Source organism: Synechococcus sp. Cu2B8-bc1011 (assembly GCF_047302735.1).
In the GTDB taxonomy this organism is placed as follows: domain Bacteria; phylum Cyanobacteriota; class Cyanobacteriia; order PCC-6307; family Cyanobiaceae; genus Synechococcus_C.
This window is the reverse complement of record NZ_CP138915.1, coordinates 944,748-971,069: the sequence shown is the minus strand read 5'-3', so window position 1 is coordinate 971,069 and position 26,322 is coordinate 944,748. Positions and strand designations below refer to the sequence as shown.

34 protein-coding genes and 1 tRNA gene are annotated in these 26,322 nt (G+C 54.8%); 31 read left to right on the top strand and 4 right to left on the bottom strand.

Annotated features, from left to right (window positions below; translation table 11 throughout):
• The first annotated feature begins 13 nt into the window (after window positions 1–13).
• From rpsQ to prfA, 21 genes are all read left to right on the top strand, one after another.
• The gene (gene rpsQ, locus SIC18_RS04945; RefSeq protein ID WP_048347904.1) at window positions 14–280 is read left to right on the top strand and encodes a 30S ribosomal protein S17; all 267 of its coding nucleotides are present in this window, start codon (window positions 14–16) and stop codon (window positions 278–280) included.
• Window positions 277–642 (top strand): 50S ribosomal protein L14, encoded by a 366-nt coding sequence (gene rplN / locus SIC18_RS04940; protein WP_006854818.1) that lies wholly within the window; start codon window positions 277–279, stop codon window positions 640–642. The genes rpsQ and rplN overlap by 4 nt, the downstream gene beginning before the upstream one ends.
• A 1-nt stretch (window position 643) precedes the next feature.
• Window positions 644–1,000: a 50S ribosomal protein L24 gene (rplX, locus tag SIC18_RS04935; protein ID WP_048347903.1), complete on the top strand. Its 357-nt coding sequence runs from the start codon at window positions 644–646 to the stop codon at window positions 998–1,000.
• Between the two features lie 49 nt (window positions 1,001–1,049).
• Window positions 1,050–1,589, top strand: coding sequence for a 50S ribosomal protein L5 (gene rplE / locus SIC18_RS04930; protein WP_006854816.1), 540 nt, complete (start codon window positions 1,050–1,052; stop codon window positions 1,587–1,589).
• A 19-nt stretch (window positions 1,590–1,608) separates the two neighbouring features.
• Window positions 1,609–2,010, top strand: coding sequence for a 30S ribosomal protein S8 (gene rpsH, locus SIC18_RS04925; RefSeq protein ID WP_048347902.1), 402 nt, complete (start codon window positions 1,609–1,611; stop codon window positions 2,008–2,010).
• 15 nt (window positions 2,011–2,025) lie between these two features.
• Window positions 2,026–2,565: a 50S ribosomal protein L6 gene (gene rplF / locus SIC18_RS04920; protein ID WP_048347901.1), complete on the top strand. Its 540-nt coding sequence runs from the start codon at window positions 2,026–2,028 to the stop codon at window positions 2,563–2,565.
• A gap of 33 nt (window positions 2,566–2,598) precedes the next feature.
• On the top strand, window positions 2,599–2,967 hold the full coding sequence (gene rplR / locus SIC18_RS04915; RefSeq protein ID WP_413430312.1) for a 50S ribosomal protein L18: 369 nt from the start codon (window positions 2,599–2,601) through the stop codon (window positions 2,965–2,967).
• Between the two features lie 13 nt (window positions 2,968–2,980).
• On the top strand, window positions 2,981–3,628 hold the full coding sequence (rpsE, locus tag SIC18_RS04910; protein ID WP_041426318.1) for a 30S ribosomal protein S5: 648 nt from the start codon (window positions 2,981–2,983) through the stop codon (window positions 3,626–3,628).
• 8 nt (window positions 3,629–3,636) lie between these two features.
• Window positions 3,637–4,089, top strand: a complete 453-nt coding sequence (gene rplO, locus SIC18_RS04905; protein ID WP_048347899.1) for a 50S ribosomal protein L15 — start codon at window positions 3,637–3,639, stop codon at window positions 4,087–4,089.
• A gap of 109 nt (window positions 4,090–4,198) precedes the next feature.
• Window positions 4,199–5,518, top strand: coding sequence for a preprotein translocase subunit SecY (gene secY / locus SIC18_RS04900; RefSeq protein WP_048347898.1), 1,320 nt, complete (start codon window positions 4,199–4,201; stop codon window positions 5,516–5,518).
• A gap of 28 nt (window positions 5,519–5,546) precedes the next feature.
• Window positions 5,547–6,098: an adenylate kinase gene (locus SIC18_RS04895; protein ID WP_048347897.1), complete on the top strand. Its 552-nt coding sequence runs from the start codon at window positions 5,547–5,549 to the stop codon at window positions 6,096–6,098.
• 47 nt (window positions 6,099–6,145) lie between these two features.
• Window positions 6,146–6,259 (top strand): 50S ribosomal protein L36, encoded by a 114-nt coding sequence (gene rpmJ, locus SIC18_RS04890; protein ID WP_011618382.1) that lies wholly within the window; start codon window positions 6,146–6,148, stop codon window positions 6,257–6,259.
• A 75-nt stretch (window positions 6,260–6,334) separates the two neighbouring features.
• Entirely contained in the window at window positions 6,335–6,700 is a 366-nt protein-coding gene (gene rpsM / locus SIC18_RS04885) for a 30S ribosomal protein S13 (protein ID WP_006854808.1), read from the top strand.
• Window positions 6,701–6,766: 66 nt separating this feature from the next.
• Window positions 6,767–7,159 carry a 30S ribosomal protein S11 gene (rpsK, locus tag SIC18_RS04880; RefSeq protein ID WP_006854807.1) on the top strand — a complete coding sequence of 131 codons (393 nt, stop codon included), beginning with the start codon at window positions 6,767–6,769 and terminating at the stop codon, window positions 7,157–7,159.
• A 50-nt stretch (window positions 7,160–7,209) separates the two neighbouring features.
• Window positions 7,210–8,148 (top strand): DNA-directed RNA polymerase subunit alpha, encoded by a 939-nt coding sequence (locus SIC18_RS04875; protein ID WP_048347896.1) that lies wholly within the window; start codon window positions 7,210–7,212, stop codon window positions 8,146–8,148.
• Window positions 8,149–8,179: 31 nt separating this feature from the next.
• A complete protein-coding gene (gene rplQ, locus SIC18_RS04870) occupies window positions 8,180–8,530 on the top strand; it encodes a 50S ribosomal protein L17 (protein ID WP_006854805.1) in 351 nt (116 codons plus the stop codon).
• Window positions 8,531–8,565: 35 nt separating this feature from the next.
• Entirely contained in the window at window positions 8,566–9,456 is an 891-nt protein-coding gene (gene truA, locus SIC18_RS04865; RefSeq protein ID WP_245407203.1) for a tRNA pseudouridine(38-40) synthase TruA, read from the top strand.
• 169 nt (window positions 9,457–9,625) lie between these two features.
• Entirely contained in the window at window positions 9,626–10,078 is a 453-nt protein-coding gene (rplM, locus tag SIC18_RS04860) for a 50S ribosomal protein L13 (protein WP_048347894.1), read from the top strand.
• The gene (gene rpsI, locus SIC18_RS04855) at window positions 10,075–10,482 is read left to right on the top strand and encodes a 30S ribosomal protein S9 (protein ID WP_011618378.1); all 408 of its coding nucleotides are present in this window, start codon (window positions 10,075–10,077) and stop codon (window positions 10,480–10,482) included. The genes rplM and rpsI overlap by 4 nt, the downstream gene beginning before the upstream one ends.
• Before the next feature lie 32 nt (window positions 10,483–10,514).
• Window positions 10,515–10,781 carry a 50S ribosomal protein L31 gene (gene rpmE, locus SIC18_RS04850; RefSeq protein ID WP_048347893.1) on the top strand — a complete coding sequence of 89 codons (267 nt, stop codon included), beginning with the start codon at window positions 10,515–10,517 and terminating at the stop codon, window positions 10,779–10,781.
• A 102-nt stretch (window positions 10,782–10,883) separates the two neighbouring features.
• The gene (prfA, locus tag SIC18_RS04845) at window positions 10,884–11,978 is read left to right on the top strand and encodes a peptide chain release factor 1 (RefSeq protein ID WP_048347892.1); all 1,095 of its coding nucleotides are present in this window, start codon (window positions 10,884–10,886) and stop codon (window positions 11,976–11,978) included.
• 10 nt (window positions 11,979–11,988) lie between these two features.
• Here prfA and SIC18_RS04840 read toward each other — a convergent pair whose 3' ends face one another.
• Window positions 11,989–12,489 carry an HNH endonuclease gene (locus SIC18_RS04840; RefSeq protein ID WP_048347891.1) on the bottom strand — a complete coding sequence of 167 codons (501 nt, stop codon included), beginning with the start codon at window positions 12,487–12,489 and terminating at the stop codon, window positions 11,989–11,991.
• A 74-nt stretch (window positions 12,490–12,563) separates the two neighbouring features.
• On the opposite strand from SIC18_RS04840, the gene alr reads away from it, so the two are divergent.
• From alr to SIC18_RS04825, 3 genes are all read left to right on the top strand, one after another.
• Window positions 12,564–13,745, top strand: coding sequence for an alanine racemase (alr, locus tag SIC18_RS04835; protein ID WP_413430311.1), 1,182 nt, complete (start codon window positions 12,564–12,566; stop codon window positions 13,743–13,745).
• Window positions 13,746–13,783: 38 nt separating this feature from the next.
• A tRNA-Ser gene (locus tag SIC18_RS04830) sits at window positions 13,784–13,872 on the top strand.
• Window positions 13,873–14,086: 214 nt separating this feature from the next.
• On the top strand, window positions 14,087–14,527 hold the full coding sequence (locus SIC18_RS04825; protein WP_413430310.1) for a hypothetical protein: 441 nt from the start codon (window positions 14,087–14,089) through the stop codon (window positions 14,525–14,527).
• 4 nt (window positions 14,528–14,531) lie between these two features.
• Here SIC18_RS04825 and SIC18_RS04820 read toward each other — a convergent pair whose 3' ends face one another.
• A complete protein-coding gene (locus tag SIC18_RS04820; RefSeq protein ID WP_048347887.1) occupies window positions 14,532–15,431 on the bottom strand; it encodes a serine hydrolase in 900 nt (299 codons plus the stop codon).
• Window positions 15,432–15,448: 17 nt separating this feature from the next.
• Here SIC18_RS04820 and SIC18_RS04815 point away from each other — a divergent pair, with 17 nt between their 5' ends.
• Both SIC18_RS04815 and SIC18_RS04810 read left to right on the top strand, forming a co-directional pair.
• Window positions 15,449–16,186 (top strand): C40 family peptidase, encoded by a 738-nt coding sequence (locus SIC18_RS04815; RefSeq protein WP_048347886.1) that lies wholly within the window; start codon window positions 15,449–15,451, stop codon window positions 16,184–16,186.
• Window positions 16,187–16,235: 49 nt separating this feature from the next.
• Window positions 16,236–17,228 (top strand): glycosyltransferase family 2 protein, encoded by a 993-nt coding sequence (locus SIC18_RS04810; protein WP_413430309.1) that lies wholly within the window; start codon window positions 16,236–16,238, stop codon window positions 17,226–17,228.
• On the opposite strand, the gene SIC18_RS04805 is transcribed toward SIC18_RS04810, so the two are convergent.
• Window positions 17,186–17,653: a HEAT repeat domain-containing protein gene (locus SIC18_RS04805; protein ID WP_413430308.1), complete on the bottom strand. Its 468-nt coding sequence runs from the start codon at window positions 17,651–17,653 to the stop codon at window positions 17,186–17,188. The genes SIC18_RS04810 and SIC18_RS04805 overlap by 43 nt on opposite strands.
• A 126-nt stretch (window positions 17,654–17,779) precedes the next feature.
• On the opposite strand from SIC18_RS04805, the gene SIC18_RS04800 reads away from it, so the two are divergent.
• The 5 genes from SIC18_RS04800 (at window position 17,780) to SIC18_RS04780 (ending at window position 23,945) form a co-directional block, all read left to right on the top strand.
• Window positions 17,780–17,896, top strand: coding sequence for a photosystem I reaction center subunit VIII (locus SIC18_RS04800; RefSeq protein ID WP_048348459.1), 117 nt, complete (start codon window positions 17,780–17,782; stop codon window positions 17,894–17,896).
• Between the two features lie 44 nt (window positions 17,897–17,940).
• Window positions 17,941–18,432 (top strand): photosystem I reaction center protein subunit XI, encoded by a 492-nt coding sequence (locus tag SIC18_RS04795; protein WP_048347883.1) that lies wholly within the window; start codon window positions 17,941–17,943, stop codon window positions 18,430–18,432.
• 112 nt (window positions 18,433–18,544) lie between these two features.
• On the top strand, window positions 18,545–21,682 hold the full coding sequence (locus SIC18_RS04790; protein WP_413430307.1) for an efflux RND transporter permease subunit: 3,138 nt from the start codon (window positions 18,545–18,547) through the stop codon (window positions 21,680–21,682).
• Between the two features lie 71 nt (window positions 21,683–21,753).
• A complete protein-coding gene (locus SIC18_RS04785) occupies window positions 21,754–22,890 on the top strand; it encodes a fatty acid desaturase (protein WP_413430306.1) in 1,137 nt (378 codons plus the stop codon).
• A gap of 101 nt (window positions 22,891–22,991) precedes the next feature.
• Complete coding sequence (locus tag SIC18_RS04780; RefSeq protein WP_413430305.1) at window positions 22,992–23,945, top strand: cupin; 954 nt, start codon at window positions 22,992–22,994, stop codon at window positions 23,943–23,945.
• 154 nt (window positions 23,946–24,099) lie between these two features.
• Here the strand turns inward: SIC18_RS04780 and psaB are convergent, their stop codons facing one another.
• Window positions 24,100–26,322: a photosystem I core protein PsaB gene (psaB, locus tag SIC18_RS04775; protein ID WP_048347879.1), complete on the bottom strand. Its 2,223-nt coding sequence runs from the start codon at window positions 26,320–26,322 to the stop codon at window positions 24,100–24,102.

Sequence of the window (26,322 nt, the reverse complement as noted above, 5' to 3'; positions counted from 1 at the left end):
AGGAGAACCTTCCATGGCACTCAAAGAAAGGGTCGGCACCGTCGTCAGCGACAAGATGGACAAAACGGTGGTTGTGGCGGTGGAGAACCGCTTCCCCCACCCCATCTATCAAAAGACGGTCAGCCGCACCACCCGCTACAAAGCCCACGACGAAGACAACGCTTGCTGTGTTGGTGACCGTGTCCGGATTACCGAAACGCGTCCACTCAGCCGCCACAAGCGCTGGGCGATTGCTGAAGTCCTCAGTCAAAGCCCCAAAGCTGAGGAGGTGTCTAAATGATTCAGCAGGAAACATTCCTCACTGTTGCTGACAACAGTGGCGCCAAACGCATCCAATGCATTCGTGTTCTCGGCACCAATCGCCGCTATGCACACGTTGGTGACGTGATCGTTGCCACCGTCAAAGATGCGATGCCAAACATGGGGGTCAAAAAGTCGGACATCGTCAAGGCCGTTGTGGTTCGAACCAAAGCCACCATGCGTCGAGATACTGGGAACTCCATTCGTTTTGATGACAACGCAGCCGTGATCATCAACGACGACAAAAATCCCAAAGGCACTCGGGTCTTTGGACCTGTTGCCCGTGAATTGCGTGAACGCAGTTTCACCAAAATCGTGTCCCTCGCTCCGGAGGTGATCTGAAATGGCTACCGCAACATCCAAATCTGCCCCAGCTGAGCGCATCAAGATGCGTCTTCGTAAAGGTGACACCGTTCAGGTGATTGCAGGTAAAGACAAAGGCAAAACAGGAGAAGTCCTGCGCACCTTGCCTAACGAAAACCGAGTGATCGTGGAGGGACTCAATATGAGAACTCGTCACGTCAAGCCCACACAGGAAGGTGAAACTGGACGAATTGTCACTGAAGAAGCATCACTGCATGCTTCCAACGTGATGTTCTATTCCACCGCCAAAAAGGTTGCCAGTCGTATTGAACTGATTACCGAAAAAGACGGCAGCAAAAAGCGCCGCCTTAAGAAAACAGGCGAAGTGATCGACTGATCACCTCAATTGCTCTTCTGACCAAGCCCAGAAGTCCTTTCCCCCAGCCATGTCACTAAAACAGCGCTATCGGGAGACCATTCAGCCAAAATTGCTGAAAGATTTGAGTCTCTCCAACATTCATGAAGTTCCCAAGGTGCTGAAAGTCACCGTTAATCGCGGACTCGGCGAAGCAGCCACCAATGCAAAGTCCCTCGAGGCTTCGGTGAACGAATTGGCCCAAATCACTGGCCAAAAAGTTGTTATCACCAGAGCCAAGAAAGCGATTGCAGCTTTCAAAATCCGCCAGGGAATGCCGATTGGATGTGCCGTCACCCTCCGGGGTGATCGCATGTATGCGTTTTTAGAACGCTTCATCAACTTGGCGCTGCCCCGCATTCGCGATTTTCGAGGCGTCAGCCCGAAAAGTTTCGATGGCCGTGGGAATTACACAGTGGGAGTTAGGGAGCAAATCATCTTCCCAGAGATCTCTTTCGACAAGATCGACGCCATCAGAGGCATGGACATCACAATTGTGACGTCAGCCCGCACGGATGAAGAGGGCCGGGCCCTCCTCCGCGAGATGGGAATGCCATTCCGCAGCAACTGAGCCCCCCTCGGAAACCACTATGGCTAATCACGACCCAATTTCCGACATGCTCACTCGCATCCGCAATGCGAGTGAAAAACGTCACGAGTCCACAAAAGTTCCAGCCTCTCGCATGTCCCGCAGCATTGCCAAAGTGCTGCAACAAGAGGGCTTTATCGCTGAAATCAGCGAGCAAGGCGAGGGTGTCAGCACCGAATTAGTGCTGGGACTCAAGTACAGCGGCAAACACCGCCAACCCACCATTCGCTCCATGCAACGGGTCAGCAAGCCTGGCCTGCGCATTTACAAAAACACGCGCGGCCTGCCCAAGGTCCTCGGAGGACTAGGGGTAGCCATCATCTCCACTTCTAAGGGTGTGATGAGCGACCGCGACGCCCGCAAGCAAGGCGTGGGCGGCGAAGTGCTCTGCTACGTCTATTGACCCGGAACCTGAACCATGTCACGTATTGGTAAAAACCCAGTCCCCATTCCCGACAAGGTGAATGTCACACTCAACGGTCTTGCCGTCACTGTGAAGGGACCCAAGGGTGAGCTCAAACGCACCCTTCCTATTGGTGTGAGTGTCAACCAGGTGGATAACTCCATCGTGGTCGAACCCACCAGTACAAAACGCAGTTCCCGTGAACGTCACGGCCTATGCAGAACTCTCGTCGCCAATATGGTGATTGGAGTGAGTCAGGGCTACTCCAAAAAGCTGGAGATCGTTGGCGTGGGCTCTCGAGCCCAGGTCAAAGGCAAAACCCTCGTCGTAAGTGCTGGCTACAGCCATCCAGTGGAGGTGGTGCCCCCTGAAGGCATCACTTTCACGGTCGAGAACAACACCAACGTCACCGTCTCAGGCACCGACAAGGAATTGGTTGGCAATGAAGCCGCCAAGATCCGCGCCATCCGTCCTCCCGAGCCCTACAAAGGCAAAGGAATTAAGTATGCGGGCGAGCGCATCCTGCGTAAGGCAGGCAAGTCGGGCAAGAAGTAATTCCCTGCCAGACACCCTTCAGCTTTACCAACCATGTCGACCCTCTCCCGCAAACAGCAGACCCAGAAACGCCACAGGCGTCTGCGTCGCCATCTCAGTGGCACTGCCGATCGTCCCAGACTGGCCGTGTTTCGCTCCAACAGTCACATCTACGCTCAGTTGATCGACGACGAAGCTCAGAACACTCTGTGTTCTGCTTCCACCCTCGACAAAGACCTGCGATCCAGCCTCAAAGCGAATGGCTGCAGCTGTGATGCGTCCGTTGCCGTTGGCGACTTAGTGGCCAAACGTGCCATTGCCAAAGGCATTCAACAAGTTGTCTTCGATCGAGGCGGCAACCTGTACCACGGCCGAGTGAAAGCTCTTGCCGATGCCGCCCGGGAAGCGGGCCTTCAGTTCTGATCCTGCTCTCACTATGACGACCGAACCCAACAACCAGACCACCTCCAACGACGTGCCATCGGCTTCTGACGTTCCGGCAGCAGCTGAAGGTCAAGGCCAACAACAGGAGCAACGCCGCGGTGGCGGCCGCGGTGACCGTCGCGGAGGTCGTGGCGACCGTCGCCGCGGCCAAGAACGTGATTCCGAATGGCAGGAGCGCGTTGTACAGATCCGTAGGGTCTCCAAAACCGTCAAAGGCGGCAAAAAGATGAGCTTTCGCGCCATCGTTGTTGTCGGCAATGAGCGCGGTCAGGTCGGCGTTGGTGTCGGCAAGGCCGGCGATGTCATCGGTGCCGTACGCAAGGGCGTCGCTGATGGCAAAAAGCACCTGGTAAAAGTCCCTCTAACCCGCCACAACTCGATCCCGACTCTGTCGAATGGTCGTGACGGCGCAGCGAGTGTTCTCATCCGTCCAGCCGCTCCTGGTACCGGTGTAATTGCCGGTGGATCCATTCGTACGGTGCTCGAGCTCGCAGGCATTAAAAATGTCTTGGCGAAACGCCTGGGAAGCAAAACTCCTCTTAATAACGCTCGGGCTGCCATGGTGGCCCTACAACTGCTCCGCACTCACAAGGAGACAGCCAAGGAACGGGGGATCTCCCTCGAGCAGATCTACTCCTGATTTCCCCCATGACTCTCAGACTCGACTCTCTTAAACCCAACAAAGGTGCTCGTCGGCGCAAATTGCGTAAGGGGCGTGGCATTGCAGCAGGTCAAGGTGCTAGCTGCGGTTTCGGCATGCGCGGGCAAAAGTCTCGCTCAGGCCGTCCCACCCGTCCTGGATTTGAGGGCGGTCAGATGCCCCTGTATCGCCGGGTGCCAAAGCTCAAGCACTTCACCCTGGTCAATCCGAAGTCATTCACCGTTCTCAACGTGAGTGCACTGAACGAGATCAAGGCCGGTAGTACCGTCAATCTCGACTCTCTTGTCAAAGATGGCATTATCACCAGCCCTAAGAGTCCCCTCAAGATTCTTGGCAACGGTGAACTGAAAGCAAAGCTCACCGTTCAGGCTGCTGCCTTTACTGCCTCTGCTCGCGCCAAAATCGAAGCCGCCGGTGGGACCTGTGAGGTTCTCGACTGATCTCACCAATACGATCTGTTCCGTGCAGATCTAAGGTCTGAGCCGTCCCACTGGATTCCGGTCCGGGGACGGCTTTGCTGCATCAGCCCCATTCTTTTCTTCCTTCTCCATGCTTGTCAGTCGGGGACGTAACCCCAGTGCCACTGAAGTGATTACCCAGTTGGTGCAGAACCCTGAGCTGCGCGGCCGGGTTCTCACAACGTTGGGGCTGCTCATGTTGGTCCGGCTGGGGATCTATATCCCCATGCCTGGGATCGATCGCGTCGCTTTTGAGCAATTTATTGAGCAGGGCGGAACACTGATTGGGTTCCTTGACATTTTTACCGGGGGCGGAATCTCCACTCTGGGCGTTTTTGCACTGGGCATCCTGCCTTTCATTAACGCCTCAATCATCATTCAATTGCTCACAGCGTCGCTCCCCCAGCTCGAGGACTTACAGAAAAACGAAGGGGAAGCAGGTCGTCGAAAACTCGCCCAAATCACCCGCTATGTGGCGCTCGGATGGGGAACGGTGCAAAGCGTCATTTTTGCGATGATTCTCCGCCAATATGCCGTTGATGGATTGAGCGACGTCGTCTTTGTCGTCCAAACGGCGCTGGCCTTGGTGACTGGATCGATGATTGTGATGTGGCTCAGCGAAGTCATCACAGAGCGAGGCATCGGACAGGGGGCATCCCTTGTGATCTTTTTGAATATCGTGGCCACACTTCCAAAGGCTCTGGGTTCAACGATTGAGAAGGCTCAGACAGGAGACCGTGGAGATGTCGTTGGCATCATTGTCCTGGTCTTGGTTTTCCTGATCACCATTGTTGGAATCATCTTTGTTCAGGAGGGTGCGAGACGCCTACCAATTGTCAGCGCCAAGCGCCAGGTCGGAGGGACAGCGCTCCTACCAAGTCGTCAGAGCTATCTCCCCCTAAAGCTCAATGCTGGTGGAGTGATGCCGATCATTTTCGCGTCAGCCCTGATCTTTTTGCCGATCACAATCGCGAACGTCACGAATAACCCAATCCTGATTCGAGCGGCGAGTGCCTTGAATCCGAGTGCAGCCAATCCATGGCCTTACGCAATTTTATTTTTCTCCCTCATTTTGGGGTTCGCCTATTTCTATTCATCGCTTTCCCTCAACCCGAGTGACATGGCCACCAACCTGAAACGAGGCGGAGTGGCCATACCAGGAGTCCGACCCGGTAGTGCAACAGCCGCCTATCTGGAGGGAGTCAAAAATAGATTGACTCTTCTTGGCGGACTGTTCCTTGGAGCTGTGGCCATTATCCCCTCAGCCGTTGAGAGAGCCACAGGAGTGACAACCTTCCAAGGGCTAGGAGCCACCTCACTCCTGATCCTGGTGGGTGTCGCGATCGACACCGCCAAACAAGTTCAGACCTACGTGATTTCCCAGCGCTACGAAGGACTTGTTCGCCAATAAGGCACGACAACCAGTCAACCCAATTTCCATGAAACAACGACTGCTTTTTTTAGGCCCACCCGGTGCTGGTAAGGGGACCCAAGCGGCACTGTTATGTGATCGTCATGGCTTACGTCACCTCTCCACAGGGGACCTCTTACGCGCTGAAGTCTCTGCTGGAAGCGACCTTGGCAAAGAAGCCGAAAGCGTGATGAATCGTGGAGAGCTGGTCAGTGATTCACTCGTGCTGGCCATCGTAAAAGCGCAGCTCGGAGCCCTGAATGGCCAAGGGTGGCTATTGGATGGATTCCCCCGGAATGTTGCCCAGGCTGAGGCTCTCGATCCACTGCTGCAGGAGCTCAACCAACCCATCGAAGCCGTGGTGCTTCTTGAGCTGGATGACGCCGTCCTCATCGAACGCTTGCTATCCAGAGGGCGTGAAGACGATAACGAAGCCGTGATCCGAAATCGGCTGGTGGTCTATGCAGACAAAACAGAGCCCTTGATTGAGCATTACCGGCAGCGCGGTCTGCTGCAATCGGTGGAAGCCCATGGCAGCATCGAAGCCATTACCGAGCGCATTGAAGCTGTTCTGGCTTAGCTCGCTGTGGTAAATTCGCTGTTTGGAATTTTGGAGAGCCACACCCCATGAAGGTGCGCGCCTCGGTCAAGAAAATGTGTGAAAAGTGCCGGGTGATTCGTCGCCACGGCCGGGTCATGGTGATCTGCCCAAACCCTAAGCACAAGCAGCGCCAGGGATGATCCCCGGCTCCACACTCTGACCGCATCATTCGCCGCCCTATTGGCGGCAACTGTCCCCCCTCGATTATTTGCTCAGTGGCAAGGATTGCTGGTGTTGACATTCCCCGCGACAAGCGGATCGAAGTCGCACTTACTTACATCTACGGAATCGGCTCAACTCGGGCCAAGACCATCCTCACCAAAGCCGGAGTCAACCCTGATATCCGTGTGAAGGATCTCGAGGACAACGATGTCCAGAAATTGCGCAACGCCACTGAGTCCTTCACGATCGAGGGAGATCTGCGGCGGCAAGAGGGCATGGCCCTTAAGCGTCTGCAAGACATTGGTTGCCTGCGTGGGCGTCGTCATCGGATGAGCCTTCCTGTGCGCGGTCAACGCACCCGCACCAACGCCCGCACCCGCCGTGGCGCCAGGAAGACCGTGGCCGGCAAGAAGAAATAAGCCTGCCCGATTCCATCGGTCTCACTCTTCATTCATTACAGCCCTACCCCCCTCAGGCTCTAGCCCATGGCCAAGCCAGCAAAGAAATCAGGCCCCAAGAAGGCCAAACGCAACGTCCCCAACGGAGTTGCCCACATCCAAAGCACGTTCAACAACACGATCGTGTCCATTACCGACACCACCGGAGAAGTCATCTCCTGGTCATCAGCTGGAGCCAGTGGGTTTAAAGGGGCTCGTAAGGGCACACCTTTTGCTGCTCAAACCGCTGCAGAAGCTGCCGCTCGCCGCGCTCTCGAGCAAGGCATGCGCCAAATTGAAGTTCTTGTTCGTGGTCCAGGCTCAGGACGGGAAACAGCCATTCGCGCTCTTCAAGTTGCTGGCCTAGAGATCACTTTGATCCGCGACGTCACTCCCTTACCCCACAACGGTTGCCGCCGCTCTAAGCGGCGTCGTGTCTGAAGATCTCAGCGAATTAGTCCAGGCCCACCTCACTCTCTCCGCTTCAGCCCGTGTTGCAATACCAGATCGATCGTATCGAGCATCAGATCACAGATGATCGCTCCCAGACCGGTGTCTTTCTCATCGGTCCCTTGGAGCGTGGTCAAGCAACCACTCTCGGGAATTCCCTCCGAAGGATGCTCATGGGCAACCTCGAGGGAACAGCCGTCACTGCTGTCCGCATTGCTGGAGTTAATCACGAGTACGCCACCATTCCAGGTGTGCGCGAAGACGTGCTTGACATTCTTCTCAACTGCAAGCAGCTCACTGTTACCAGCCGTACAGACGAGCTGGAAATCGGTCGTCTGATCGTCTCTGGGCCTGCAACGGTCAAAGCCAAGGATCTCCAGTTCTCATCACAGGTCCAAGTGGTGGATGGTGAGCGTCCGATTGCCACTGTTAGCGAGGGTCACAGCCTCGAGCTTGAAGTCCATGTTGAACGCGGCGTTGGTTATCGCCCCGTTGATCGCCACAACGAAGACACGAGTGCCATTGATCTGCTGCAGATCGATGCAGTGTTTATGCCTGTTCACCGCGTGAATTTCACGACGGATGAAACAGCAGTTGCGGAGGGTGGATCAGCTCGCGAACGACTCCGCATGGAGGTTGTGACCGATGGGTCTATGACCCCGGATGACGCGATTGCACAGGCTGCCAATCAGCTCATTGAGCTATTCCAGCCCTTAGCCACCGTGACCATGGTGGAAGAGCCAGGCATCGAACCTGAGCCTTCTGCTGAAGCTCAAATTCCACTCGAAGAGCTTAATCTTTCTGTTCGGGCTTACAACTGTCTTAAGCGCGCACAGGTGAATTCAGTCTCTGACCTGATGGGTTTCAGTTACGAAGATCTTCTCGAGATCAAGAACTTTGGCTCGAAGTCAGCTGATGAAGTGATCGAAGCTCTCGAGCGCATCGGCATTTCGATCCCCCAAAGTCGCACCAGCGTCTGATCCTTACGTCCTTCAGTCTTCTCTTAGAACCATGCGCCACCAATGTCGTGTTCCATTGCTGGGCCGCCCGGCTGACCAACGCAAGGCGTTGCTTCGCGGACTCACAACACAGCTCATCCGCGAAGGCAGGGTGACAACAACAAAAGCGCGAGCCAAAGCTCTGCGTGATGAAGCCGAACGGATGATCACGTTGGCCAAGAACGGCAGTCTCGCCTCTAGACGCCGAGTGTTGGGCTACGTCTACGACAAGCAGCTGGTCCACGCCCTCTTTGACAAGGCCCCAACGCGCTACGGAGATCGCAACGGCGGATACACCCGCATTACCCGTACGGTTCCCCGTCGTGGTGACAATGCTGAGATGGCCATCATCGAACTGGTCTGATTCATCCAATCGGCACAGATTCATCCTTGTTGCCTGTGGTTCAAAATCCCTCGTCTGAGGCTGAACGCCCAATTCTTCAGAGAATTGCGATCAGCTTGCAGTACGAGGGATCTTTTTTTTGTGGTTGGCAGCGCCAGACTCAGGGGCGTGGTCAGAGCGTGCAAGCAGTGCTGGAAAAGGCCATTGCGGCCCTCGATCCACACCGACCCATCAAGGCAATCGCCGCTGGGAGAACAGATTCTGGAGTGCATGCGTCAGGACAAGTCGTGCACTTTGACTGCAGCGGGCCGATACCGGCAAGTCGATGGGCACCAGCGCTCAACGGGCGCCTTCCTGCAAGCATTCGCGTAAGAGAAGCGATCGAACGTCCCCTGAGCTGGCATGCCTGCTATTCAGCAAGCTATCGGCGATACCGATACACGATTTACAACGGCCGCCGTCCCAATTTATTTCTGGCTCCCTGGAGTTGGCATCGGTACCACAAGCGACTCGATGAACAAGCGATGGCGCAAGCCCTCTCAGCATTAATGGGAGAACATGATTTCGCGGCCTTTCAACGCGCAGGCAGTCGCCGCTCCCACTCCAGAACAACGATCCAAGATGTCAATATCGAACGTGATGGAGATCTCTTAAGCGTAGAGATTCAAGCCAGTGGCTTTTTGTATGGAATGGTTCGGCTCTTGATAGGGCAGCTCATTGCTGTCGGAGAACATCGCCTCACCCCGCAAAGATTTGAACAACGCTGGCAAGAACGTCGTCGAGATGAGGTGAGAGAGGCCGCCCCACCCCATGGGCTTTGCCTTCTCAGAGCAGGATACCCGGAGGATCTATTCAGCAAAGGTGGCTGGTACGATTGCCAACCGCGGTTTGCTTTGGCGACGTGTGATCCCCCTCCGGATCCACCGCCTTGGCCGCAACACCAATAAGCCCATTGTCTGAGTGAGCCCGCTCCCTGGTTTAGGAATCAAAAGCCAAGACCAGTGACAAGGTAAACTCGATCTTTGAGCTTTTGATCAGATCACCAAGGTGGTCTGATGCTCCCTGACCAGCTCCGCCGCTTGCGACGGGGTATACGAGAACCGGCATGCCGGCGCGATGAACAAGACCTCCGTTCCCTCCATTGATTCGATCGACCGCCAGTGGTACCTGGTAGACGCAGAGAATCAAACCCTCGGTCGCTTAGCGACCGAAGTGGCTTCCGTGCTTCGTGGAAAAAACAAAGCCAGCTTCACTCCACATCTCGACACTGGCGATTTTGTGATTGTGGTGAACGCCGACAAGATCCGAGTTTCAGGCAAGAAGCCTCAGCAGAAGCTGTATCGCCGTCACTCAGGGCGTCCAGGTGGCATGAAGGTTGAAACCTTCGAGCATCTCCAGGAACGTCTCCCAGAACGCATCGTTGAGAAAGCCATCAAAGGGATGCTTCCTCACAATGCCTTGGGCCGGCAGTTGTTCCGCAAACTTAAGGTTTATAAGGGCACCGAGCATCCCCATGCCGCACAGCAACCCACGACCCTCCAGCTTGACCCTGCCGCTTCCGCACAATGAGTAGCTCAAACAACACTGTCGTTTATTGGGGCACAGGTCGCCGTAAGACCTCGGTTGCTCGTGTTCGCTTAGTTCCCGGCAATGGCACGATCACCATTAATGGACGTCCTGGCGATAACTATCTGAATTACAACCCTGCCTACTTAGCTGCGGTAAAAGCGCCTCTACAGACTCTGGGGCTCAGCACCGAATATGACGTCCTCGTCAACGTGCGTGGTGGTGGCCTCACCGGTCAAGCTGATGCGATCAAGCAAGGTGCTGCTCGCGCGCTCTGCGAACTTTCTGTTGATAACCGCAAGCCACTCAAAACCGAAGGTCATCTCAGCAGAGATCCCCGTGCAAAGGAACGTCGCAAATACGGACTCAAGAAGGCACGTAAAGCGCCTCAGTTCTCCAAGCGCTGATTTTCACCTCATCACCCACTTTTCTGTGAGCCATGCCTAAACCTGACATTCACCCAACCTGGTATCCGGACGCGAAGGTCATTTGCAACGGCGAAGTTGTGATGACCACTGGCTCCACTCAGCCTGAAATCAATGTCGATGTCTGGAGTGGGAACCATCCCTTCTTCACTGGCACGCAGAAGATCCTCGACACCGAAGGTCGCGTAGATCGTTTCATGCGTAAGTACGGCATGGGAAGTGTTGACACTGCCTCGTCTGACACGAAGGCAGCGAAAGACGAGACCTCCAAAGAGTCCTGATTGATTGAAGCGCCCATAAGCTCCCGGAATCCGGGAGCCCAAACCTCCTCTCGCGGATTTTGTCTGCGCTTGGAGGTTTTTTAATTACTGCTCCCTGAGGGGATGGACACAACTACTCTGATCAGTCGCCTGGAAGCGGCCAGCAGCAGCTTCCACAATTTGGAGCAACAGTTAGCAGATCCAGATGTGGCAGCTGATCCACAGCGCCTGGAAAAAATTGCCCGAGAGCGATCACGCCTTGAACCTCTGGTCCTCGATTACGCCAGCCTTCAAAAAGTAGAAGCAGAGCAGGTGCAAGCCAAAAATCTGCTCAAAGAAAGCCGTGGCGATGCCGCCATGGAGGAGTTAGCCCAACAGGAACTTGAAGAACTCGATCGCCACCATGCCGATCTGATTCAAAGGATCACCTTGGCTTTGTTGCCAAAAGACCCCAGAGACGAACGCAGCGTGATGCTGGAAATCAGAGCTGGTGCCGGGGGGGATGAAGCCTGTCTTTGGGCTGGAGACTTAGCGCGAATGTATGAACGCTTCAGCAGCCGACGGGGATGGGATGTGAAACCGGTCAGTGCTAGCGAAGCTGATTTAGGTGGCTACAAAGAATTGATTCTTTCGGTCAAAGGGGATGCCGTCTTCAGCGAGCTGAAATTTGAAGCTGGAGTCCATCGGGTGCAACGGGTGCCCTCTACAGAATCCCAAGGGCGCGTTCACACTTCAACGGCCACGGTGGCCGTGATGCCAGAGGCTGATCCGGTTGAAGTGCAGATCGACCCCCGCGACCTGGACATCAGCACCGCCAGGTCGGGCGGTGCCGGTGGCCAGAACGTCAACAAAGTCGAGACGGCGGTTGACCTCATGCACAAACCAACCGGGATCAGGGTGTTTTGCACCCAAGAGCGCTCGCAAATGCAAAACCGCGAACGCGCCCTTGAAATTCTCCGCGCCAAGCTCTATGAGCGCCAACTCGCTGAGGCGAATGCAAGCGAACGATCAGCTCGACGAGCCCAAGTAGGCACGGGGGATCGCAGCGAAAAAATCCGCACCTACAACGCCAAAGACAACCGGATGACAGATCACCGCCTCGGCCGCAACTTCAGCCTTGATCCCGTTCTGGAGGGGCAAATGGATGATGTCATCGATGCCTGTATCGCTGAAGAACAACGAGGCAAACTGGCCGATCTCAGCGAGCAGGCTGATTGACAGAGGTCGACTAAGCGCCGATCACATACTTGGCCCATTCCAAATAGCGACCAGAATCGATCTGGCGTACAGCCTCAAAACTGAGACTGCTGTGCGGACGCCGTGGCACACGATTTAAGGGCATCCCAGCCTCCTCAGGCGTACGGCTTCCCTTCCGTACATTGCAGCTCAAGCAAGCAGTCGTGATGTTGTCCCAACTGTCGCCGCCACCCCGACTGCGGGGCATGACGTGATCGATGGAGAGCTGTTCAGTGCGCGAGCCACAGTACTGACAGCAATGATTATCCCGCTGAAATACGTTGCGACGCGTTAGGGGGAGCTGGCGAAAAGGCACCCTGACGAACTGAACAAGACGGATCACGGTCGGAAGATGCGTGCCTTGTCGGATCAACTTGTTTTGGTCATGCTCCAGTCCTTCCGCTTTACCTTTCATCAACATCACCATGGCTCTCCGCCAAGTCGTGATGTTCAGTGGCTCGTAGGAGGCGTTGAGAACGAGAACTTGGCCCATGCAAGCCCCCTCAATAACAGTCATGCTATCGAGAATCACAGGGACATCACTGTGATCTTCACTACCCTGCTCGCATGCGAGATCAGATCGCCGACGACCGAAACGCCCCCTGGATTCACAATCCAGTGGAGGCCAACCCTCGCCAGCGCGCCTGGCTGGAGGTGTCGGATTCAGCGATCGAAGCGAATGCCCGCTCCCTCAAACGCCACCTTGGTCCTTCCTGTGATCTGATGGCTGTCGTCAAGGCCGACGGTTATGGCCACGGAGCAGAAACTGTGGCCAAAGCCTCTGTTCGTGGCGGCGCCACGAGCTTCGGTGTCGCAACACTCCAGGAGGGGATTGACCTTAGGAATGCAGGGCTTGATCAGCCGGTGCTTGTGTTGGGCCATCTCTCCCAACCCGACGACCTCAGAGCCTGCCTGCAATGGCGGCTGATGCCCACCCTCAGCAGCATGCGTGAGGCCTTGCTCTGTCAAAACCTGGCCGACAGTAGTGGGCGTCGTTTCCCCGTTCAACTGAAGGTGGATACGGGGATGACCCGCCTCGGATGTGACTGGAAGGATGGCAATCGTCTGGCCCATGCCATCCAGCAGCTGGATCAACTCAGCCTCTCCGGCATCTACAGCCATTTGGCCTTAGCGGACGGAGAGCGAGATGGACACGCAGCCCAAGTGACCAAGCTCCAAGAAGACCGCTTCGAGAGCATCACACGCGAGCTACGCAGCCCATCACTGAAACGGCATCTCGCAAACTCAGCAGGAACCCTGCGGGATCCGGGCCTTCACCACGACCTAGTGCGTGTGGGACTAGCTCTTTATGGACACTGCCCCAGCGAACATCTCGATGGGATTCTCAACCTGGAGCCTGCAATGAGCGTGAAGGCCAAAGTAAGCCTGATCCGCGAAGTCCCAGCAGGGGTGGGGGTCAGCTACGGGCACCGCTTTGTCACCCAGCGCCCCAGTCGCCTGGCCGTTGTCAGCATCGGCTATGCCGATGGAGTGAGCCGCTGCCTCTCGGGACGCATCCATGCCCTACACGATGGCCAAACGCTTCCTCAAGTCGGAGCCATCACCATGGATCAGCTAATCCTCGATGCAACGGAACACAAGGGCTTGGAAAGCGGTGATGTTGTCACCCTGCTGGGCCGTGATGGCGAACAAACCATCAGCCCTAGATCCTGGGCAACACTTGCGGATTCAATCCCCTGGGAAGTGCTCTGCAGTTTCAAACATCGCTTGCCTCGCTTAGTAATCTGAGCATTTGGCAGACCTCTTGGTACGATGGCTTTGCTGCTGGAGAGGTGGCTGAGTGGTTGAAAGCGGCTCCCTGCTAAGGAGTTACAGGAGGCAACTTCTGTCGAGGGTTCGAATCCCTCCCTCTCCGTTTTAAACAAGTCACTACTCCTTCTTCACTTTGCTGTGAATTCAAGAGTCAAAGCAACAGAGATTGTGCGCTGAAAATTTCACGCCTTCACGGCCAAACACTCGTTCCGACGAACGATTCGCATTATTCAATGCTAACGACGAATGATCAACTCAGACTCTTAGATTGATCAAAAAGAGAAACTATCGTCGGACGGAGTCCTTGCACTAATTTGATGCGACAGCCTTGGAGTGCCAAGGGAAAGCCAAATTCTTTCAAGAGCCTCTCAAGGCTTAAAGCCTTGAGAGGCCTCGACCAAAAGATTTCACAACAAGACCCCAACAACCAAAGACCAAGAGAGGAGAAACTCTTCAAACCGTCCTTCGCAATAAGCATGGCTACAAATCAGAGCAAGTCACGAGCCTGCTGCAAAGTTAAAATCATTTTTCAAAGGTTTGATTTCCCAATCACCAGATCAATCATTCGCTTTAACATCCATCGATTCAAGCGAGCACCTGAGCAAACGAATCAACTCGCAACAAAGCGCTTGCAAGACATTAATCAAAAACAAGAATTTGCACGAACTGCTTTCACTTGGGAAGCAGCGCACAATGATTCAACACCGCCAAAATTACCAGGATCTTTCCCAGAAAACATCAAGAATCCAGTCCATTAATTACTCAGGGATCCTTGCCAAAAGCAGCTAATTCCCTCGCAAGACCTGGTAAGAGCTGGTTGTCATTGGCACGTTCAGCCCCCACGCTGAACACCACCAAAAGTTGTGTTGTGCCCTCAGGCTCACTCCACCAAGCGGCGTCATGCCTGGCCTGACTCATCCATCCCGCTTTACTCCAAAGCCTGCTGTTCTCTGGCAGGCCTTCCCCAAGAAAACCATCCACCTGATTTTCAGGATCAGCGCTCCTCTCAACCTGACTTAAAGAACGCGCCAGCGCTGAACGCAGGCGGTGGCAAGCGGGAGGTGAAAGCAGACCATCGGTCATCACCGCTTCTAACAGCCGAGAGACTGCAGCTGTTGTTAAGGCATTGCGGTTGCTGTTGTTCTCTCCATAAAACCTTTGCTCTCTGCCATAGGGTCCATCTCCCCAGGTTTTCTGGCAGCAGTTCACCCGTTCAAACTCAGCCCAACCAAAATCCGACAACCACTCGTTAACTAATTGACGCTGACGCTGCCAGTTCACCCAGGCTTCGCCTTGCAGGTCGGGGCCACTGGACGTGCCGGTAAGACAGTCCACCACCAATCCAGTGGCATCGTTGCTGGACAGAGCGATCATGTCGTTGACGGCACGTCGTAACTCCGCCGTTTCGAGGAGAAGGCCCTTTTGCAGCCAATCCTCAACCGCAACGGCGTAGACCAATTTCACAACGCTCGCTGGATAGAGCGGTTTCTGGTCAGCCCAGGCGGCACCCAATCCGCTTCCCATCGACAAATTGGATTGGTCGTAGCGCACCCAGTTCACGGCAATCTGCTCGTGCAATCCAGGGCGGCCTTGGTCAGCGAATCGATCAATCAAGCCGACGAGATACTCCTGCATCGCCGGCTCGGCACGGTAGAACGCCATAGCACTGGCATCAGTCAATGCCGACCCTAGGCACAGCGCTCACTCCCGAACAGCTGAAGAAGGGAAGCTGCTGGACACTCAATGCTGATGTTCAAGGCTATGCGCGCAGCCATGGCAGCGGGTTAGCGACTCAAGCCTGTGCTGGCAGGGGATTTCGAGTTCTCGCTGATCCACATCCGAGCGCACGCCGCGTCAGAACGGCATTGATTGAGGATGGATATCCCTGTTGGATGGCCATCGATGAGCTCAACAGTCAGGCCGTGGCGCGCAGCCATTGGAGCCCTCGCCTGCTCGATGCCGCAAGCATCCAAAGGCGACTTCCATTGGTGCTTCATTGGCTGAAGAACGCTGCCCAGATTCCCAACACCTATTTATGGGGGGGCACGATCGGCCCTGATCTCGACTGTTCAGGCCTCGTGCAAACGGCGTTTGCCAGCCAAAGCATCTGGTTACCTCGAGATGCTTACCAACAAGAACGGTTTTGCAGCCCCGTGGCGGTTCGCCCGGGGAATGATCAACTGCTGCGGCCTGGAGATTTGTTGTTTTTCGGCACGGCACAGCGCTGCACCCACGTGGCCATCCATCTCGAACAAGGGCGCTACATGCACAGTTCTGGCCAAGAGCACGGCCGCAACGGGATTGGCATCGACAGCATCCATCCATCTGACCAACACCCCGTTGCCTGCCATTACCGATCCGAACTTCGCGGAGCCGGCAGGGTGACCCGCTGCCACGACGGCACAACGCTTGCTTAAAGAGATTCAACGACGCCGGCTTAAGTTGCTCGCGTCGCCCCACCCCTGGATGTCTCTGAGCCCGGCAGAACCCGCCAACGAGGAGAGCAGTCTCGACGTCTCAGTCGTGGTGCCGCTCTACAACGAAGAAGAGAGCCTCCCCGAATTGGTGGAGCAACTTCTCGCATCACTACGGCCCTCAGGTGAGCGCTTCGAGCTGGTGCTTGTGAATGATGGATCGTCTGATCAAACGGCCGAAGTGCTCGAACAGGTCAGCCAAGAGGTGCCAGAGGTCGTTGGCGTGCTTCTTCGCAAAAACTACGGACAAACCGCTGCGATGGCAGCGGGTTTTGATGTGGCCCGTGGCCGGATCATCGTCAGCCTTGATGGTGATTTACAGAATGATCCAGCAGACATCCCCTTGCTCCTGGCGAAGCTGCGTGAGGGGTATGACCTCGTGAGCGGTTGGCGCCATCAACGACAGGACGCCGAACTGCAGCGAAAGCTGCCCTCGCGAATCGCCAACCGACTGATCGGCAGGGTCACAGGCGTGAAGCTCCATGACTACGGCTGTTCCCTAAAGGCCTATGACCGGGCTGTTCTCTCCGACATGCGCCTGTACGGAGAGCTTCACCGCTTCCTACCCGCACTGGCTTTCATCGAAGGCGCGCGAATCACTGAAGTCAAAGTGAATCACCGGGCAAGGCAGTACGGAAGCAGCAAATACGGAATTGATCGCACATTTCGCGTGCTCATGGACCTGCTCACCGTGTGGTTCATGAAACGGTTCCTAACGCGTCCGATGTACGTGTTCGGATTCGCGGGATTGATTGCGATCGCATTGAGCTTGATCTCCAGTAGTTACCTCTTGCTGATCAAGCTCCAAGGCGCCGATATTGGCAACCGGCCCTTACTCACGCTGGCCGTGGTTTTGGGGTTGGCTGGAATTCAATTGTTCTGCTTTGGACTGTTGGCAGAACTGCTCAGTCGCACCTATCACGAAAGCCAAGGAAGGCCGATTTATCGCATCCGCGCCACGTTGCGCGGGGGCCGTACAGATTGAGCTAAATAAGGGGAAGGGCCACTGCGGTGACGTTCAATCGCGGCGGCAGCAGCCTCAACCACTCGACTATCTGAATCATGCAGGCCTCTTCTCAAGAGTGGAAGAACCGACTGGTGACCCCACTGCCCCGCCAGCTTGATCGCCTGCAGGCGTAGATCTGGCCCGTCATCCATCGACCGCCGCAGGTAGTGCTGCATCGCAAGCCTTTCAGCAGAGGTGGAGGGAGCCTGCCACGCAAGAACGGGAGCACGCTCAGCGACCTCCTCAACCTCCGCTACCTGCACCAGCTCCACCTGGGCACGATTCAGGGCTACGACCTCCGAAACATCCGTACTGCGCAGAATTGGCTTATGGGGTTTTCGGCCCAGACCATAAAGAATGATGGCCAGAACAATGGTTGCAACACCAGCAAATAGCTGAGTCATCGGATCAGATGCTTAGGGACAACCCGATCAAGGGTTGGATTGAACTTTTATTTCGCCAGGAAACCCTTAGAGGGGAATGCCCAACGTGAAGACTCTAAAATCGAGGGAACAACCCTGGGCTTGATCATGACTGGAGATTTTGCAGCAGCCTGGCTGCCGGTGTTGTTTGTGCCGATGATCGGGATTGTTTTCCCTGCAGTTTTCATCATTCTTGTGGGAGGGGTGATTACCGCCGCCGACTGATCTCAAACCAGACACCAGCAATCCGACTCAGCCATCAAACTCCAATGACTGTCACTCCTGCAGCCGACCCTTGCGTCGGCAATCTAGCCACACCCGTGAATAGCGGATATTTTATGAAGTGGCTTATCAATAACCTTCCTTTTTACCGCCAAGGAATATCACCAAATTTCAGGGGAATTGAAACAGGCGCAGCCTTTGGATATCTCCTTTACGGCCCCTACACAATCTGTGGCCCACTGCGTAATTCTGATTACTCAGCAACCGCTGGTCTCTTAGCAGCTATCGGTGCTGTTCACCTCCTCACTTTCCTGTTTCTTCTCTATAACCAGCCCGGAAAGCAACCTCATATCCCCCCTGCAGACGTCACCGTAGACAATCCCCCAGCAGATCTTTTCACCCGCAACGGGTGGTCTGAATTCACCAGTGGCTTCTGGCTTGGTGGCTGTGGTGGTGCTGTCTTTGCCTGGTTGCTCTGCGACACTCTCCACGTTCAGCAGCTCGTGAAAATAGCTGCAGGTGTTTGGAGCGTGAGCTAAGCCTCAACGTTCCTCCCTGAAAACAGACCCGCAAAGTCCCTGTTGAGCGAAAAGTCGCTCAACAGGGACTTTTAACTGCCAAGATCAATCCGCTTTTGCAGCAGGTGCCGCCTTGCGGTCCATCTCCCAGCCGTTTCTGCGACGGCCTGTCCTCACCGTTGTCTGCAGCCTGCTCGTCCTGCTGGCAGGACTTGTTTCGCTCTCCGGCTTGGGCCTTGAAGACCTACCCCAGTTGGCCCCAACCCAGGTCAGCGTGACAGCACGCTTCCCTGCTGCATCCCCCGATGTGGTCGAGCAAAGCGTCACCACTGTGCTGGAGCAACAACTCAACGGTCTCAGCGATCTCGACAGCATTCAGTCCACAAGTAGTGAAGGGCAATCAAGGATCAGCCTTCGCTTCAAAAAAGGCAGCCCTCAACTGAATGCGATCAAGGTCCAAAACGAAGTGAATTTGGCATTGCGCCGTTTGCCGCAAGCCGTGACCCGCCAAGGGCTCAGCGTGAATCGCTCCTCTAGCGATTTACTGATGATCCTTGGCTTTAGCCATCCGCAAGATCTCTACGTTCCAATCTTTCTCCCAGGGTGGCTTGAACAATCGCTCAGAGAATCGCTCAGATCCGTTCCAGGCACTGGGGATATTCGTGTATTCGGGAGCAGCGAGTTGGCCTACCGCCTGTGGATGGATCCTCAAAAACTTGAGCAAGCCAATCTCACGATCACGGATGTGAGCACAGCACTGATCGAGCAAAACGTTTTGGCCGCCATCGGAGCGCTCGGGAGCGCACCGGCTCCATCAGGACAACTTCTCAGCCTCCCTGTCGAAGCCGACGGTCGCTTGCGCAGCCAGGACGAACTTGAAAACGTAGTGATCAAACGATTAGCCAATGGGGGCCTCATTCGACTCAGCGATGTCGGCCGCGTCAGCCTTGGACAGCGCAGTTATGGAAGGGCTGCGATCAATCTTCAAGGAGAACGCTCCGTTGCCGTAGGGATCTATCAAAGAGATGGAGCGAATGCCCTTGCTCTCAGTCGAAGCATTCGCAGAAATCTCGCGAAACTGGAATCAGGATTTCCGCCCGGAATCACGATGCAAACCATCGTGGATACGGCCGACACCATCCAAGCCAATCTCGATCGCACCATCACGACTCTCCGCGATGCAGTCCTGCTGGTTTTAGTTGTTTTGGTCCTCTTCCTGGGGCGCTGGCGATTAGCCATGGTGCCTGGGATCGCCGTACCTATTTCGTTAGTCGGCAGCTTGTTGGTCATCCGCCTCAGCGGTTCAAATATCAACAGTTTGATTCTGTTCGGGCTGATTCTTGCGACGGGCATTGTTGTAGACGATGCAATCGTGGTGAGCGAGGAAATTGCCGATCGGATTGAAAAGGGAGACCCACCTCTAAAGGCAGCCGAAACGGCGATGCAGGAATTGGCCGGAGCAATCGTGGCCACCTCTTTGGTTCTCGTAGCGGTTTTCGTTCCTGTTCTGTTGATTCCAGGGTCAATTGGTCGCCTCTACGAACCGATTGCCTTAACGATTACGGCTGCCATTGTGTTCTCCACGTTGAACGCCCTCACGTTCACGCCAATGGCATCAGCAAGGGTTCTCACTCCAGGGAATGGACGCCTGCCTGGACCGATCAGACGACTCAGCGATGGTCTCCGAAAGGCCATGCAAAGCACTGAACGGCACTACTCACGAACATTGCGCAAGCTATTAAACCGACCCAATTGGGTGGGCATCGTTTTAATCATCAGCTTGATGCTCACGGGAGTCGTCCTTCGCAACACTCCGACAGCCTTTATCCCCAACGAAGACCAGGGCCAAATCCGTGGTTATTTCACCTTGTCGGAAGGCGCCAGCCTGGAACGAAGCATGGCAATCATGGATTCCATTCGCGCTGTCGTTGAGCAAGAACCGCTGATCCGCTCAGGGAACTTCTATGCAGGAAGTTCGTTCGGGCAAAGCGGGGAAGACAAGGGTTCCTTTTACTTGAGATTAAAACCTCTCCAGGAGAGAGGCCGTGCAGATCAGAGCGATCAAGCCATCAAGCGACGACTGCAAAAAGCCCTGAATCGTTCTATTACGGATGCCAAAGTTGTGCTGATTACACCCCCTACCGTTCGAGGATTTAGCGGGGATTCAGCCTTAAACATCGAGCTTCTAGACCGCAGTGGTGGCCAACTGAACCTGGTCCAATTCGAACAGGTCGCGAAAGCTTTTATTGCGAGTGCCAGGGAAACGGGCAAATTTGAACGGGTCAGCACCCGTTTCGACGCCAGTGCCCCGAGATGGCGCCTCGTTTTAGACCGCGACCAAATGGCTTCACTGAATCTCCCCTACAGAGAAACGCTGAATTCGATTGGCATGGCCATCGGCGGGCGCTATCTCGATGACACCTATGCCGACGGAGAAATACGCAGCATCTGGATTCAAATGGAAGGCAGCGACCGCAATCGTCCAGAGGACATCAAATCTCTCATGCTCCGGAACCGGGATGGGCAACTCGTCAGCGCTGAAAGCGTGGCGCGACTTGAACAAGTTGAGGGCACAGGGTCGATTGACCACTTCGCCCTGAACCGATCCATCCGTGTCAGCGCCTTACCAGGGAAAGGAACCAGTAGTGGGCAAGCCATCAACATTCTCGAGGCAGCAGGCGAACAAATTGGAGGGAGCAACATCGGGCTTGCTTTTACAGGCCTTGCGGAGGAAGAGAGGGTTGCCGAAGGCGTCACCTGGGCCTTCTTTGGTTTGAGCGTAGTGGTGGTCTACCTCTTACTCGCTGGTCTCTATGAGAGCTTTCTAGATCCCCTAGTGATTTTGCTGACAGTGCCTCTGGCACTGCTCGGTGCACTGATCGGACTCAAATTACGTGGGCTCCCGCTAGATGTTTACGGTCAGATGGGTCTTCTCGTGCTCGTGAGTTTGGCCGCAAAGAACGGCATTCTGATTGTGGAGTTTGCCAATCAAAGGCTCCGAGCTGGCCTGCCCCTTCGTGAGTCGATCACGGACGCAGCGGAAGAGCGGATGCGTCCAATTGTTCTGACAGCGATTACATCCTTGGCTGGATTTCTGCCCTTGCTGCTGGCCAGCGGAACGGGTTCAGCCAGTCGAATCAGCATTGGCACGGTGGTGTTTAGCGGCTTGCTGATCTCCACGTTGCTTTCGCTGTTTGTTGTTCCAGCCGTTTATTTGAGCCTCAAAGGCTGGAGGGAGAGGACTCAAATTCAGCGCTCACCAGGCAATTGAAAAACCGGTTGGAGCAAAAAAGAGATAGGTTCACCCATCAAGCCGATCGCGGCACCCCACGTGGAAGCTGCATGACAACGACCACTCAGACGATTAGCCAACACATGGCGCCTAGCACTTACCCCAAACGGATCGACTTCAAACTCGCTCCTTTTATGGCCAGCGATGACCGCATAGCGAGCTGGCAGATCCTGAACACCGTGGTTCCGATCATCGTGGTGGCGATCGCGATGTCTGCGGTCACAACATCGTTCAACACCACAGCCATCGTGTTGACACCCTTGCTCCTCGTGTTGATGGTTCTGCTGCTCAGTCGCAGCTTCTCCCTGATGCATGACTGCGGACATCAAAGCCTGTTCAGCTCCAAGCGCTCGAATCGAATTGCGGCCTTCGGCTTGAGCTTGATTCACGGCATGCCGCAACATCCCTGGTCACGTGGACACGCTTTCCATCACAAACACAATGGAAATTGGGATCGCTATCGCGGACCATCCGCTCTGATCACACGCGAGCAATACGAAGCGCGATCTCCACGTTCCCAGTGGCTTTATCGCGTCTTACGCCATCCATTGCTGCTATTTCCAGGTGGATTCTTTTATCTCATCATTAAGCCAAGGCTAGCCTTACTTTTGAGCTTCTTTGAATTCATTGGCCATTCCATCAAAAGCACCATAAAAATGGTGCGCACAAGCTCCTGGACATCTCCAAAACAAGTTTGTTTGAATTACAAATCTAGTTTCTTTTATACCAGCGGAGAATGTGTCGACATGATTGCCAATACAGCGATCGTTGGACTGTTGTGGTGGTGGATCGGAAGCTCCATAGGCTACGCACATTTCTGGATTCTTTATGGATTGGTGATGAGCTGCAGTGCCGCGGTAATGATTGCGGTCTTTTTCATCCAACACAATTTCCCAGATTCTTATACAAGCGATGAAGATAATTGGAGTTATTTTCGTGGAGCCATCTCTGGATCGTCATTCCTTCAAATGCCTGCAGTTTTGAATTGGTTTACTGCCGATATCGCTTATCACCATATTCACCACCTCTCAGAGCGCATTCCAAATTATCGATTGAAAGAATGCCATGAGGCCAATATTCATCTTGTCGATAATGTCCACAAACTTTATCTGTATCAGGTTAGCGATTGCTTCTCTCTCATCCTTTGGGACCGGGAACGCTTCGAGTTGGTTTCACCATTCGCATAAACAAAGCGAGACTCCATGCTGTGCCGATGTGTATCCGGCTCAACGCTGGATTTCTGGCATGACAAAACCCATACAATCCGAGTCCTCTTGATCGATAAGGTATGCGTCTCGTTGAGGTCGGCACCTTGGCAACTCCCGCTTTGCATCAGTCATCATCTGAGCAAGCCCATTTTTTTGATTACCGCTCCGCTGCGAACCCTCAACAGAGTGGCCTGATCAATCCAGTTCCCTATCGGTCATTTTCGCCAGATTTTTTCGATCAATCCGGTTGCGATGTCCTTCCTCTTGATCTGAGTGAAAAGCTTGGCTGCTCTGGCCCAGCCACCGGTCCATCTCTTTGCGCGAATTTTATTCGCCTCGACCGTGGTGAACAATGCACCAGTGCAGTTGCAACAAGTCAGCTGTTTTTCATCACGAATGGAGAAGGGGAAACGCAAGCCTGCGGACGCACCTTCCAATGGTCAAAGGGAGACATGTTGGTGCTGCCTGCGGGTGGCGACGCGATTCACTCCAGCATCGAAAAAGCAGGACTTTATTGGGTGCATGACGCACCGCTCCTTCGCTATCTCGGCGTCGAGCCTGCACAAGCTCGCTTTGAGCCGAGCTTCTACAGCCATCGGGACAGCAAACGACATCTGGATGCGATTGCAAACAGCCCCAACGGTGCTCGTGCCAACCGTGTCAGCGTTTTGCTGGGCAACAGCAATTTTCCACAAACGCGAACGATCACCCATACGCTCTGGGCCATGCTTGGAATCTTGCCTGCTGGCCAGATCCAACGACCCCACCGCCACCAATCGATCGCACTTGATTTCGCGGTTGAATGCCAACCCGGCTGTTACACGATGATCGGCACAAAGCTGGATGCGAACGGGATGATTATCAATGGGCATCGTGAAGATTGGGCCCCGGGAGCGGCCTTCGTGACACCCCCCGGGTACTGGCATTCTCACCACAACGAATCCGGAGCTGATGCTTACGTGCTGCCGATTCAAGATGCAGGCCTGCACACCTATCTACGCACGCTGGACATCGCCTTCAGCGGCGGGAATTAAACGAAGGCGTCCCTTAACAGCAGCGGACATCAGCAACACAGAAGAGATACGAGATACCGCTCAATCATCCATCCCCATAAAAAACCCGCCCGGAAAACCGGACGGGTGAATCTCTGAGAAACGCTTCGTTAATCAGGCAGAGGTTGGGACTAAGTCATCCGAACTTGCCAGAGGTGGAGGCGATCAGGAAGGCTGCGTACGTGAGCACATAACCAACCGAGAAGTGAGCCAGACCAACCACACGTGCCTGAACGATGGAGAGAGCCACAGGCTTGTCACGCCAGCCCATCATGTTGGCGATAGGACTGCGTTCGTGAGCCCAAACGATGGTCTCAATGAGCTCCTGCCAATAACCACGCCAGGAGATCAGGAACATGAAACCGGTAGCCCAAACCAGGTGACCAAACAGGAACATCCAAGACCAGACGGCCAGGTTGTTGCTGCCAAATGGGTTGTATCCATTGATCAGCTGTGAGCTGTTCAGCCAGAGGTAGTCGCGGAACCAGCCCATCAGGTAGGTGCTGGATTCGTTGAACTGAGCCACGTTGCCTTGCCAAATCGCAAGGTGCTTCCAATGCCAGTAGAAGGTGACCCAACCCACTGTGTTCAAAGCCCAGAAGACAGCGAGATAGAACGCGTCCCAGGCAGAGATGTCACAGGTGCCGCCACGGCCAGGACCGTCGCAGGGGAAGGAGTAGCCAAAGTCCTTCTTGTCAGGCATCAACTTGGAGCCACGGGCATCCAGAGCACCCTTCACAAGGATCAGGGTGGTGGTGTGGAGTCCTAGAGCAATGGCATGGTGAACAAGGAAGTCACCAGGACCAATGGGTAGGAACAAGTCATTGCTGCCACGAACACCGTTGATGGCATCCATCCAATAGTGCTCTCCAGGGATGTTCTGAGAAGCAAGGGTTGCAGTACTGGAGGCGTTGGCGAGGAACACATCAAAGCCATAGATCATCTTGCCTGAAGCGGCTTGGACGAACTGGGCAAAGACGGGCTCGACAAGGATCTGCTTCTCAGGGGTTCCGAAGGCCACAACTACGTCGTTATGGACGTAGAGGCCAAGGGTATGGAAACCAAGGAAAAGAGAGACCCAGCTCAAGTGACTGATGATGGCTTCTTTGTGCTCGAGCATCCGACCCAGGACGTTGTCCTTATTGGCTTCTGGGTCGTAGTCGCGAATAAAGAAGATCGCACCGTGAGCAAAGGCACCGCACATCAGGGCGATGGCGATGTACTGGTGATGGGTGTAGAGCGCAGCCTGGGTCGTGTAGTCCTTCGCGATGAAGGCATACGACGGCATCGCATACATGTGCTGTGCCACCAGGCTGGTGATCACGCCTAAAGAGGCGAGAGCAAGACCAAGCTGGAAGTGCAGGCTGTTGTTGATGGTGTCGTAAAGACCTTTGTGGCCAGCACCCAGGTCGCCGGGGGTTCCGGTTGGTGGGTTGTGAGCTTCAAGAATCTCGCGGATCGAATGACCGATACCGAAATTGGTGCGGTACATGTGACCGGCGATCACAAAAATGCAACCGATGGCCAGATGATGATGCGCGATGTCAGTGAGCCAGAGGGCTTCGGTCTGAGGGTGGAAGCCACCGAGGAAGGTCAGGATCGCTGTACCCGATCCTTCAGCGGTACCAAAAATCTGACCTGTGGTGTCAGGGTTTTGGGCATAAACGCCCCAGTTACCAGTGAAGAAGGGCTGAAGGCCTGCCGGGTGAGGCAAAACATTCAGGAAGTTGTCCCAACCAACGTGCTGACCACGGGACTCAGGAATAGCCACGTGAACCAGGTGTCCGGCCCAAGCGATTGAGCTGAATCCAAACAGAACAGCCAGATGGTGGTTCAGGCGGGATTCGGCGTTTTTAAACCAAGCCAGAGAAGGACGGAACTTGGGCTGCAAGTGCAGCCAACCAGCGAACAGTGCCCAAGCCGACAGGATCATCATGAAGATGGAGCCCTGATACAGCTCGGCATTCGTGGTCATGCCGATGGTGTAAAACCAGTGATAAAGGCCTGAATAGGCAATATTCACTGGGGAGGATGCACCCGCTTGAGTGAAGGCATCAATAGCGCCTTGACCAAAATGGGGATCCCAAATTGCGTGAGCGATTGGGCGGACGTGCAATGGGTCGGAGACCCACTGCTCGAAGTTGCCCTGCCAGGCGATATGGAACAGGTTTCCCGAAACCCAAAGGCCGATGATCGCGAGATGCCCGAAATGGGTGGAGAAGAGCTTTTGGTAAAGCTTCTCCTCCGTCATTCCGTCATGGCTCTCGAAGTCGTGAGCCGTGGCGATCCCGTACCAGATGCGGCGGGTTGTCGGGTCCTGTGCCAGACCCTGGCTAAACGAAGGAAATTTCGTTGCCAT